The 12,119-nt window shown below is 65.9% G+C and carries 8 protein-coding genes; 4 read left to right on the top strand and 4 right to left on the bottom strand.

Annotated elements, in window-relative coordinates:
* Positions 1-116: 116 nt before the first annotated feature.
* The 3 genes from pstB (at position 117) to RCP37_RS18400 (ending at position 4,191) form a co-directional block, all read left to right on the top strand.
* Entirely contained in the window at positions 117-893 is a 777-nt protein-coding gene (pstB, locus tag RCP37_RS18410) for a phosphate ABC transporter ATP-binding protein PstB (RefSeq protein WP_065153054.1), read from the top strand.
* A gap of 57 nt (positions 894-950) precedes the next feature.
* A complete protein-coding gene (pstS, locus tag RCP37_RS18405) occupies positions 951-2,057 on the top strand; it encodes a phosphate ABC transporter substrate-binding protein PstS (RefSeq protein ID WP_308484423.1) in 1,107 nt (368 codons plus the stop codon).
* Between the two features lie 109 nt (positions 2,058-2,166).
* The gene (locus RCP37_RS18400; RefSeq protein WP_308484422.1) at positions 2,167-4,191 is read left to right on the top strand and encodes a serine/threonine-protein kinase PknD; all 2,025 of its coding nucleotides are present in this window, start codon (positions 2,167-2,169) and stop codon (positions 4,189-4,191) included.
* 78 nt (positions 4,192-4,269) lie between these two features.
* Here RCP37_RS18400 and pstA read toward each other — a convergent pair whose 3' ends face one another.
* From pstA to pstS (RCP37_RS18385), 3 genes are read right to left on the bottom strand one after another with little or no spacing between them, the layout of a single operon-like run.
* Positions 4,270-5,184 (bottom strand): phosphate ABC transporter permease PstA, encoded by a 915-nt coding sequence (pstA, locus tag RCP37_RS18395; RefSeq protein ID WP_308484421.1) that lies wholly within the window; start codon positions 5,182-5,184, stop codon positions 4,270-4,272.
* On the bottom strand, positions 5,181-6,113 hold the full coding sequence (gene pstC / locus RCP37_RS18390; RefSeq protein ID WP_308484420.1) for a phosphate ABC transporter permease subunit PstC: 933 nt from the start codon (positions 6,111-6,113) through the stop codon (positions 5,181-5,183). Before pstC ends, pstA begins: the two co-directional genes overlap by 4 nt.
* A 26-nt stretch (positions 6,114-6,139) precedes the next feature.
* The gene (gene pstS / locus RCP37_RS18385) at positions 6,140-7,255 is read right to left on the bottom strand and encodes a phosphate ABC transporter substrate-binding protein PstS (RefSeq protein WP_308484419.1); all 1,116 of its coding nucleotides are present in this window, start codon (positions 7,253-7,255) and stop codon (positions 6,140-6,142) included.
* Between the two features lie 251 nt (positions 7,256-7,506).
* Between pstS (RCP37_RS18385) and hrpA the strand changes: the two genes are divergently transcribed.
* Positions 7,507-11,418: an ATP-dependent RNA helicase HrpA gene (gene hrpA / locus RCP37_RS18380; protein WP_308484418.1), complete on the top strand. Its 3,912-nt coding sequence runs from the start codon at positions 7,507-7,509 to the stop codon at positions 11,416-11,418.
* On the opposite strand, the gene phoU is transcribed toward hrpA, so the two are convergent.
* Positions 11,407-12,075: a phosphate signaling complex protein PhoU gene (gene phoU / locus RCP37_RS18375; protein WP_046282758.1), complete on the bottom strand. Its 669-nt coding sequence runs from the start codon at positions 12,073-12,075 to the stop codon at positions 11,407-11,409. The two genes, hrpA and phoU, sit on opposite strands and share 12 nt — an antisense overlap.
* Positions 12,076-12,119 lie beyond the last annotated feature (44 nt).

Below are 12,119 nucleotides of genomic sequence, written 5' to 3'. Positions count from 1 at the left end.
AATTGCGGGACTCAAGATCGTGGCTAGGCTGGCGCGCAGATCGTTGCTCCAAGAAGGTCTGGGCCGCCGAACATTCGGGCCGGGACAGGTTGAGTCGAGTGAGGAGAAGGCTGCCAGTGGCCAAAAGGTTGGACCTGAGCGACGTCAACATCTATTACGGGTCGTTTCACGCGGTGGCCGATGTGACGTTGTCGGTGCCGCCACGCAGCGTCACCGCGTTCATCGGGCCATCGGGCTGCGGCAAGTCGACGGTGCTGCGCACGCTCAACCGGATGCACGAGGTCATCCAGGGCGCGCGAGTTGAGGGCTCGGTGTTGCTCGACGGTGAGGACATCTACCAGGCGGGCATCGACCCGGTGGGGGTCCGTAAGGCGATCGGGATGGTGTTTCAGCGCCCAAACCCGTTTCCCACCATGTCGATCCGCGACAATGTGGTCGCCGGGCTGACGCTGCAAGGGGTGCGCAATCGCAAGTTGCTCGACGAGACCGTCGAGCAGTCGCTGCGCGGGGCGAACTTGTGGAACGAGGTCAAGGACCGGCTGGATAAGCCTGGCGGCGGGCTTTCCGGTGGTCAGCAGCAGCGGTTGTGTATCGCGCGGGCTATCGCGGTGCAACCCGACGTACTGTTGATGGATGAGCCCTGTTCGGCGTTGGATCCGATCTCGACGATGGCTATCGAAGAGCTGATCTCCCAGCTCAAGCAGGACTACACCATCGTGATCGTCACTCACAACATGCAGCAGGCGGCGCGGGTGAGTGATCAGACGGCGTTCTTCAACCTGGAGGCCGTCGGGAAGCCCGGCCGATTGGTCGAGATTGACGGGACCGAGAAGATTTTCTCTAATCCGAGACTTAAGGAAACCGAGGATTACATCTCGGGTCGCTTTGGCTGACTTATTACCGGATTCGGCTACCGTGTGGTTTCCCCGCTGACTGCCGAAGGAGCGCCGTTGAGGATCAACCGATTCGGTATCGTCTCGAGTCTGCTGGCGGCTGTACTGCTGATGGTCGTGGCCTGCGGTGGTAGCGAATCGTCGTCGGCCTCGGGGTCGGGATCCTCCGCGGTGCAGTGCGGCGGCAAGCAGAAGCTGACTGCAAGCGGTTCGACGGCCCAGGCGCACGCGATCGAACAGTTCGTCTACGCCTACATCCGGGCCTGCCCGGACTACACCCTGGACTATCGGGCCAACGGATCTGGCAACGGCATTGCTGAATTCGCCAGTGGGCAAACCGAATTGGCCGGATCTGACTCGCCGCTCGATCCTTCCAACGGTGAGCCGCAGCGGGTGGCGGCGCGGTGCGGCTCGACGCCCTGGCACCTGCCGACCGTCTTCGGTCCGATTGCCGTGACCTACAACATCGGCGGCGTCAACGAACTCGACCTGGACGGGCCCACGATGGCCAAGATCTTCAACGGCACCATCACCAAGTGGGATGACCCCGCGCTGAAGGCTCTCAACAAGGACGCGGCGTTGCCCGCCGAGCCGATCCACGTGGTGTTCCGCAGCGACGACTCCGGAACCACCGACAACTTCCAGAAGTACCTCGACACCGCCTCCGACGGATCCTGGGGGCGCGGGGTGGGCAAGGCCTTCAATGGTGGTACCGGTGTCGGCGCGGCCGGCAACGACGGCACGTCGGCGATGTTGCGAAGCACCGAGGGCTCGATTACCTACAACGAGTGGTCCTATGCGGTGGGGCGTGAGCTCAACATGGCCCAGATCGTCACGTCGGCGGGCCCGCAACCGGTGACCATCTCTGTCGACTCGGTGGACAAGACCATCGCCGGGGCCAAGTTCAGCGGTGCCGGAAACGATCTGGTGGTGGACACCTCGTCGTTCTACAAACCGACCGTGGCGGGTGCCTACCCGATCGTGCTGGTGACCTACGAGATCGTCTGCTCCAAATATCCCGACTCGGCGACGGCGCAAGCGGTCAAGGCGTTTATGCAGGCGGCGATCGGCGACGGACAGCAGGATCTGGACCAGTACGGATATATTCCGCTACCTCCGGAATTTACGTCGAAATTGAAGACGGCGGTCGACGCTATTTCCTGATCGTCGAGATCTGCGGGGATCCATTTTCGCTGGTAACCTTTGGTTAATCTTCTGTTCACCGCAACAGTTGATTGCTTGATGCCAATCCTGACCGGGCGAATGGAGCGTCGTGAACAATAACGGACCGGCTTCCCAGGTGGGCTCCCAATTCGGTCCTTACCGGCTGCTTCGGCTGCTGGGGCGAGGTGGCATGGGTGAGGTCTATGAGGCCGAGGACACCCGCAAGCACCGATCGGTCGCACTGAAGCTGATCGCCCCGGTGTTGTCGGGCAATCCGGCATTCCGAACCCGGATGCAGCGCGAGGCCGACGCCGCAGGCCGGCTGACCGAGCCGCACGTGGTGCCCATCCACGACTACGGCGAGATCGACGGTCAGATGTTCGTCGAGATGCGGCTGATCGACGGCAATGACCTTGGCATGGAGTTGCAGCGCTCCGGCCCGCTTCCCCCCGCGCGAGCGGTGGCGGTGATCGAACAGGTGGCAGCTGCCCTGGACGCCGCGCACGCCGGTGGAATCACCCATCGCGACATCAAGCCGGCGAACATCCTGCTCACCCGGGATGATTTCGCCTATCTGGTGGATTTCGGTATCGCCCGCGCTGCGGCGGATCCCGGCCTGACGCAGACCGGGATGGCGCTGGGCACCTACAACTACATGGCGCCAGAGCGGTTCAGTGGGGGCGAGGTCGACTACCGTGCCGACATCTATTCGCTCGCCTGTGTGCTGAGCGAGTGTCTGAGCGGTCAACAGCCGTACCGGACCGAGACCATCGAACGGCTGATCGCCTCCCATCTGATGGAGCCCGCCCCGCGGCCCAGCCAACTGCGGCCGGGCGTGGTGCCGGTCGGTTTGGACCAGGTGATCGCCAGGGGGATGGCGAAGAATCCGCGGGAGCGATACAGCAGCGCCGGTGACCTGGCACGTGCCGCGCACGACGCGCTGACCACCGCAGAGCAGCATCAGGCCGCAATGATCGTCCAGCAGGGCGGTGTGGCCACCCGAATGGCCAGCGCCGTCGGTGCCTCCACCAACGGCGGCGGGAGCTCTCCTGCCAACGGTTACCGCCAACAGCCGGTCAACTACGAACACCGCGCCTATGAAGCGAACTCCTATGACCAGCCGCACGAGCAGACCCAGATACGGCCCGCGCTCACCGGTTGGCGGGACCGGCCGGCGCAGCAGCCCCCGGCCGCCGCACCGGCGTTTGCCGCCGAGTCAAAGAACCGCGGAGATCGCCGATGGCTGGTGCCAGCCGCGGCCGCCGCGGCGCTGCTGGTCGCAGTCGGCGTGGGCGGTTACGCGGTCACCCACCGTTCGGAGACATCTCCCGGGGCGTCGGCGTCGGCGTCGGCGAACGGGCAGAGTGTGCTGCCCTTGGAGGGCCTGAGCTTCCGGCTCTCGCCGGGGGGCTTGGCGCTGGACAGTAGTGGAAACGTCTACGTCACCAACCAGAGCATGTACGGCCGCGTGGTGAAGCTGGAGCCGGGATCGAACACCCCGGTGATGCTGCCGTTCACCGGGCTCTACGAGCCGCAAGGGGTAGCCGTCGATCGGGCCGGCGCGGTGTACGTCACCGACTTCAACAATCGGGTGGTGAAGCTGGACCCGGATTCCCACGCCCAGTCCGAGCTGCCGTTCACCGGGCTGAACTATCCGGAGGGTTTGGTGGTGGACAAGGACGGCAGCGTCTACGTCGCCGACCGGGGTAACAACCGGGTGGTCAAGTTGCCGGCCGGGGCCGACGCCCAGGTGGTGCTGCCGTTCGCCGGGCTGCACAACCCCGACGATGTGGCCGTCGACTCCTCGGGCAACGTCTACGTCACCGACACCGACAATGATCGGGTGGTGCGGCTCGCCGCGGGATCCAATACCCAGAGCGTGCTGCCATTCACCGGTCTCGATGCCCCGTGGGGCGTCACCGTTGACGGGGCCGGCAACGTCTTCGTCACCAACCACGACAGTCATACCGTGGTGAAGCTGACCGCCGGGGCCAATACCCAGACGAAGCTGCCGTTCACCGGGCTGAACACTCCACTGCAGGTCGTGGTCGGCGCGGACGGTGCCCTCTATGTCGCCGACCGGGGCAATAACCGGGTGGTGAAACTGGTCGGCGGCACGGAACCGCGGGGTTGATGCGCCGGTTCCAGCTTCGGCTCTCCTTCGTCGAGCCTCGCTGAACCGCCGGGTTGATGCGCCGGCTACAGCTTCGGCTCAGCGGTCGTGGACCGAGGTGAGCCGAGTAGCCACGGCTGCCACGATCGCGCTGACCGCGACCAGGATGATCAGCGTCAGCGCCGCACCCCAGACTCGGGCGGCCCCGGCCGCCTGCGGGTTCCCCAGCTCGGAGTAGATCAGCAGCGGCAGCGAGGCCATGTTGTCGTGAAAGATGTCGTAGTTGATCGAACGGCTGTAGCCCACCAGCACCAATACGGGAGCGGTCTCACCGATGATCCGGGCGATCGACAAAAAGATGCCCGACAGAATTCCCGAGAGAGCGGTGGGTATGACGATGCGCAGGATCGTCTTCCACCGCGGCACCCCCAGCGCGTAGCTGGCCTCCCGCAGTTCGTCGGGGACCAGACGCAACATCTCCTCGGTGGAGCGCACCACGATCGGCAACATCAGCAAAGCCAGGGCCAGCGATACGGCGAATGCGCTCTGCTCGAATCGCAGGGTGGCGATCCACAGGCTGAAGACGAACAGTGACGCCACGATCGAGGGCACCCCGGCGAGCACGTCGACCATAAAAGTGGTCAACCGCGCCCACCGGCCGCCGCCGTACTCGATCAGGTAGATCGCCGTCATCAGACCCAGCGGTACCGCCAGCACCGCGGCCACCCCGGCCTGCACCAGGGTGCCGTACAGCGCGTGGTACACCCCGCCGGCGAATTCTTCGGGCAGTACGCCGCGTAGCGAATGCGTCCACCAGCTGAGATTGGTGATCGCGTGCCAACCGCGGGCCACCACCACCCAGAGCAGCCAGACCAACGGGATCGCCGCGACGGCGAACGAGGACACGAACGCCGCGGTGGCCAGCTTGTCCGTCAACCGGCGCCGCATGCTGAGGTGATGGCGATGTGTTGGTACCGACGGCTTGACCGGTGCGTCGAGCAGTTGGGCCGTCATCCGTTGACCTTGCCGCCGGCCACCGCACGAGCGGCGGCGTTGACGAAGAACGTAAGTGCGAACAATGCGAACCCCGCGGCGATGTAGGCGCCGGTCGGCAGCGGAGCGCTGAACTCCGCGGCCGCCGACGCGATTTTGGATGCGAACGTGTAGCCGCCGTCGAACAGCGACCAATTTCCAGGCTTTGCCGCGGCCCGCAGGATGATCAGCATCGCGACCGTCTCGCCCAGCGCCCGCCCCAGGCCCAACATCGCGGCGGCGATCACGCCGCTGCGACCGTAGGGCAGCACCGCCATGCGGACCACCTCCCACCGCGTGGCGCCCAGGGCCTGGGCGGCTTCGATGTGAGCGAAGGGGGTCTGGCGGAACACCTCCCGCGAGACCGACGTGATGATCGGCAGGATCATCACCGCCAGCACGATGCCCGCGGTGAAGATCGTGCCGCCGCCGGCCAGTGACACGTTGCCCTTATGGAACAGGAACGACCAGCCCAAGTGGCTTCTGAGGAATCTCATCAACGGCACCAGCATCGGCGCCAGCACGAAGATCCCCCAGAGGCCGAAGATGATGGACGGCACCGCCGCCAGCAGGTCGATCACCACGGCAAAGGGTCGGGTCAGCCGCCGGGGCGCGTACTGGGTGAGGAAGACCGCGATGCCCACCGAAATAGGCACCGCCAGCGTCAACGCGAATACCGAGCTCAACACCGTGACCATCAGCAGGTCCCGGATGCCGAACGACAGGTCGTCGGGATCGGTGGTGCGGAACTCCGGGCTGGTGAAGAAGTTCGCGTCGTTGGCGAGCAACGACGGGACAGCACGCACCAGCAGGAAGATCGCGATCAGCGCGATCACCACCACCACTGTCGATCCGGCCGAGACCGCGGCCGCCCGGAACAGCCGCTCGCCTCTCGGCGAGCGGCTGTCCATCAACGGCGTCGATGGGTTCCCGGGTGTCACGAGATGGCGTCGACCGCGGACGCCAGGCGAGCCTTGAAAGCCTCGGGGATCGGAACGTAGCCGTTGTCGGCCAGGCCGCTCTGGCCCGCGCCGATGGTGGACTTCAGGAACAACCGCACCGCCGTGCCGACATCAGCCTCCGGGTACTTCGAGCACACCACCTCGTAGGTGGCGAGCACGATCGGGTAGGAGCCCGTCTGAGTCGGCTGGTAGAACGACGCCGTGTCGAGCACCAGGTCGTTGCCCTGCCCCTTGATGGTGGCGCCGGCGATGGTCTTGCCGACCGACTCGGTGCTGATCGTGACCGGCTCGGGGCCGGCTGAGGTGACGATCTGGGCGGTGTGCAGATTCTTGGCCTGGGCGAAGGACCACTCGTTGTAGGTGATCGCGCCCTCGGTGGACGAGATGGCTCCGGCCGTGCCGTCGTTGCCCTTGGCGCCTTCGCCGACGCCACCGTTGAAGGCCTTGCCGGCGCCCTTGCCCCAGGCCCCGCCGGAGGCGGCATCCAGGTACTGCTGGAAGTTGTCGGTGGTCCCGGACTCGTCACTGCGGAACACCACATGGATCGGCTGGGCCGGCAGCGTGGCCGTCGGGTTAAGCGCCTTGATCGCCGCGTCATCCCAGCTGGTGATGGCTCCGTTGAAGATCTTCGCGGCGGTCGGGCCGTCGAGGATCAGTGTGTCGACGCCGGGGACGTTGTAGGTGATGGCGATCGGGCCGAACACCACCGGCAGGTTCCATGCCGGCGATTCGCAGCGCTGCTGCGCCTGCGCATAGTCGTCGGTGCCCAGTGGGACGTCGGAACCGGCGAAGTCGGTCTGGCCGCCGACGAACTCCCGGATACCGGCGCCCGATCCGTTGGCGGTGTAGTTGACGTTGTGGTCCGGACACTCGTCGTTGAACGCCTTGACGAACCGGGCCATAGCGTTCTGCTGTGCGGTCGATCCGCTGGCCTTGAGCGTGTCCGTGCCTCCGCAGTTTCCGCTGGCGGCCGCCGAGCTCGAGGTTGTCTTCTCACCGGTGTCGGTGTTCTTGTCGCTGCCGCACCCGGATAACACCAACGCGCCGGTCGCCATAATGCCCAGCGTCGCGCCAATTCCGTTCAGTTTCACATTGCCCTTTCGCAGACAAATTAGGGGTGATGACCGCTTGTGCGGCATCACCGGATCAACCCGGCCGACAATTCGCAACAATCACCTGCGCTCCGGGTCACTTCTCCATTTAATGCGGCGAACGAAGGTTACGGTAGGGTGAACAGCCATGATCTAACGGTGGAATTCTGGTGGAATTCAGATGACGCTGATATGGACTGGCTAAATGCCAGATGACAGGTAGGTCGACCCCGGCCCGTAAGCTTCGCGAAGTGGTCGAACCGTCCGTCGCGCAGTTGCGCACGCTCCTCGATGAGCTGACCCTGCGAGACGCGGCCTACTTCGGACGGCGACTGAAGGACCTGCGTGGCGGAAAGCCCGAGCAGGTGCGAAAGCTGGCCGAGCGGATGGGCGAGGCGCAAGCGCTGGTTGCCGCTCGGCGTGCGGCGGTACCGGACGTCCGCTATCCCGATCTGCCGGTCAGCGGCCGCCGCGACGAGATCGCCGCGGCGATCAGGGACCACCAGGTCGTGGTGGTGGCCGGCGAGACCGGCTCAGGCAAAACCACCCAGTTGCCCAAGATCTGCCTGGAGCTCGGCCGCGGCATTCGGGGCACCATCGGCCATACCCAACCGCGGCGGCTGGCCGCCCGCACCGTCGCTCAGCGTATCGCTGACGAATTGTCCAGCCCGCTAGGCGATGTCGTCGGGTACGCGGTCCGGTTCACCGACCGGGTGTCCGATCGGACCCTGATCAAACTGATGACCGACGGCATCCTGCTCGCCGAGCTCGAACGGGACCGGCGGTTGCTTCGCTACGACACGCTGATCATCGACGAGGCACATGAGCGCAGCCTCAACATCGACTTTTTGCTCGGCTACCTGCGCGAGTTGTTGCCGCGTCGCCCAGACCTGAAGGTGATCATCACCTCGGCCACCATCGAACCTCAGCGTTTCGCAGCGCATTTCGATGATGGGCGCGGCGGTGGCCCAGCGCCGATCGTCGAGGTGTCCGGCCGCAGCTACCCGGTGGAAATCCGGTATCGCCCACTGGAGCTGCCGGTCAGCTCGGAGGCCGGTGATGACCCGGATGACCCGGATCAGGAGATCATCCGGACCGAAACCCGCGACGAGATCGAGGCGATCGTCGATGCGGTGCACGAACTGTCCGCCGAACCACCCGGCGACATTCTGGTGTTCCTCTCTGGTGAGCGCGAGATCCGCGACACCGCAGAGGCTCTCGGCGGTCTGACCAATACCGAGATTCTGCCGCTGTATGCGCGGCTGTCGACTGCCGAACAGCAGAAGGTATTCGCCCCGGCGCGCGCAGGTCGGCGGATTGTGCTGGCCACCAACGTGGCTGAGACATCGCTGACGGTACCGGGCATCCGCTACGTGATCGATCCGGGCAATGCGCGAATTTCGCGCTACAGTCGCCGGCTGAAGGTTCAGCGGCTACCGATCGAACCCATTTCGCAGGCGTCGGCTGCGCAGCGCAGCGGCCGATGTGGCCGAACTGCCCCCGGGGTATGCATCCGGCTCTACAGCGAAGTCGACTTCGACACTCGACCGCGCTACACCGACCCCGAGGTGCTGCGCACGAACCTGGCCGCAGTGCTGTTGCGGATGGCGTCGCTGCGGCTGGGTGCGGTGGAAGACTTCGGCTTCCTCGACCCGCCTGATTCGCGCAGCATCCGCGACGGGGTCGCGCTGCTGGTCGAGCTCGGCGCGTTCACCGCGCAGGGAGCGATCACCGATGTCGGCCGCCGGCTGGCCCGGCTGCCGGTGGACCCGCGTTTGGGCCGGATGATCCTGGCCGCTGAGACCGAGGGCTGTGTCCGAGAGATGCTCGTGCTCGCCGCCGCCCTGACCATTCCCGATCCCCGGGAGCGGCCAGTTGATCGAGAGGAGGCGGCCCGGGCCAAGCATGCCCGGTTCGTCGACGACGATTCCGACTTCACCGCTTATCTCAACCTGTGGTCGTATCTGTCAGAGCAGCGGAAATCTCTGAGCGGCAGTGCGTTTCGCCGGATGTGCCGCAATGAGTTCCTGCACTACCTGCGGATCCGGGAGTGGCAGGACCTGGTGGGGCAGCTGCGCAGCATCGCAGCCGATATCGGCATCCGTGAATCCGGTGAGCCCGCTCAGCCGGCAGCCGTCCACGCTGCGTTGCTGGCCGGGTTGCTCTCGCACGTCGGGATGCGGCGCGACGACGGTCGGGAGTTCGCCGGCGCACGCAACTCGAAATTCGTGCTGGCGCCCGGTTCGGTGCTGGCGAAACGACCACCGCGCTGGACGATGGTGGCCGAGCTGGTGGAGACCAGCCGGCTGTTCGGGCGGACCGCCGCGCGCATCCAGCCGGAAACCGTCGAGCGGGTGGCGGCAGATCTGGTGCAGCGCAGTTACAGCGAACCGCATTGGGACGCCAAGCGCGGCGAGGTGATGGCCTTCGAAAAGGTGACGCTTTACGGGCTGCCGCTGGTGGCGCGCCGCCGGGTCGGCTACGCCCGGGTGGAGCCGGCGGTGGCTCGTGAGCTGTTCATCCGGCACGCGCTGGTGGAGGGCGACTGGGTGGCCCGGCACCGATTCCTCGCCGACAATGCCGCGCTGCGCACCCAACTGCAGGAGCTGGAGGACAGAGTTCGTCGTCGCGATCTGATCGTCGATGACGACACCGTGTATGACCTCTACGACACAAGGATTCCCGCTGAGGTGGTCTCGGCACGGCACTTCGACGGCTGGTGGAAAAAGCAGCAGAAGGCCACACCCGAGCTGCTGACCTTTACTCGCGACGAGTTGCTGCGGGCCGACGAGACACTCGGCGCTGACCGGCCGGACAGTTGGGCGACCGCGGATCTCGCGTTGCCGCTGACCTATCGCTTCGAGCCGGGCGCTGCCGACGACGGGGTCACCGTCCACGTACCGATCGATGTGCTGGCACGCCTCGGCGGCGACGAGTTCGCCTGGCAGGTACCGGCGCTGCGCGAAGAGCTGATCACCGCACTGATCCGATCCCTGCCAAAGGACCTGCGACGCAACTTCGTTCCCGCCCCCGACACGGCCCGCGCGGTGCTCTCGGCGATCGGGCCGGGCGAGCCGCTGCTGGAGTCGCTGATACATGAGCTTCGTCGCCGCACCGGTGTGTTGGTCCCGATCGATGCCTTCGACCTGACCAAGCTTCCCGCGCACTTGAGGGTCACCTTCGCCGTGGAGGCCGCAGACGGCACCGAGGTGGCTCGCGGCAAGGACCTCGGCGTCTTGCAGGATCGACTGGCGTCCTCAGCCCGCGAGGCGGTCGCCGATGCGGTCGGCGCGGAGCTGGAACGCAGCGGCCTGCGCGGCTGGCCGGACGATTTGGACACGCTGCCTCGGGCCGTGCAGAGGGTGGTGGCTGGGCGCGCTGTTCGTGGCTTCCCGGCTTTTGTCGATGCCGGCGACACCGCACAGCTACGGGTGTTCTCCACAGAGGCGCAGCAGCGGTCCGCGCTCGGCCCCGGTATCCGTCGATTGCTGCGCTGCGATGTTCCGTTGCCGGTCAAAGCGGTCGAGCGTGAGCTGGATTCGCGGACACGGCTAATGCTCAAGGCGAATCCGAACGGGACGTTGGCGGCGCTCATCGACGACTGCGCCGACGCCGCGACCGACGCGTTGACGCAGGCACCGGTGTGGACCAGAGACGAGTACATCGCGTTGCGCAACCGGGTGGCCGCCGCGCTGGTGCCGACCACCGTTGACGTGGTTACCCGAGTTGCGCAGGTGCTGGCCGCGGCCCGGGACACCCAAGTGGTGCTGCCGGCGCAGCCGCCGCCCGGCCAGGCCGAGGCGATCGCCGACATCGTCGATCAGCTGGGTGCGCTGCTGGCGCCCGGTTTTGTCACCGCTACCGGTCGCGCGCACCTAGGGGATCTCGTCCGCTACCTGACCGCCGTCCGTCGTCGGGTGGAGCAGCTGCCCCGCGCGTTGCAGGCCGACCGGGAAAAGATGGCACGTGTGCACGCGGTGCAAGATGCCTACCGGGACCTGTTGGCGACCTTGCCTACGGCGCGCCATCGCGACAGCGACGTACGTGACATCGCGCGGCAGATCCAAGAGCTACGGGTGAGTCTGTGGGCTCAGCAGCTCGGTACCCCGCGCCCAGTCAGCGAACAGCGCATCTACCGGGCGATCGACGCGCTACTCGCTTGATGGCAGGGTGTGCTCGTCGGGGAACTTACCGGTCGCCTGGAAGATCACCCGACGAGCGACCTCGACGGCATGGTCGGCGAACCGCTCGTAGAACCGCCCAAGTAGCGTCACGTCGACGGCGGCGGCCACTCCGTGTCGCCACTCCTTGTCCATCAGCACCGAGAACAGATGCCGGTGCAGGTCGTCCATCGCGTCGTCTTCTTCGCGGATCCGGGCGGCCTTCTCCGGGTCGCGCGACAACAGCACCTCTTGGGCACTGTTGCCCAATTCGACTGCAAGCCTGCCCATTTCGGCGAAGTACCCGTTGACCTCTTCGGGCAGCGCGTGTTGCGGGTGGCGCCGGCGGGTGATCTTGGCGACGTGCAGGGCCAACGCGCCCATCCGGTCGATGTCGGCCACCATCTGAATGGAACTGACGATGGCGCGCAGATCCCCGGCGACCGGGGCCTGCAACGCCAACAGCACGAAGGAGCTTTCCTCGGCGCGGGTACTCATCGCGGCGATCTGCTCGTGATCGGTGATCACCTGTTCGGCCAGCATCAAGTCGGCTTGCAGCAGCGCCTGTGTGGCGCGTTCCATTGCTGCCCCGGCCAAGCCGCACATCGTGCCGAGCTGTTCGGCCAGATCCGAGAGTTGCTCGTGGTACGCGGTTCGCATGCCCTCAAGACTAACCGTGGACCGCGATTCGCGCGGGTTGGGCG

The sequence above is a fragment of the Mycolicibacter sp. MU0102 genome (genome assembly GCF_963378105.1).
GTDB classification, from domain to species: Bacteria; Actinomycetota; Actinomycetes; order Mycobacteriales; family Mycobacteriaceae; genus Mycobacterium; species Mycobacterium holstebronense.
The sequence above is the reverse complement of the archived record's forward strand: the minus strand, read 5'-3'. Positions and strand labels throughout refer to the sequence as shown.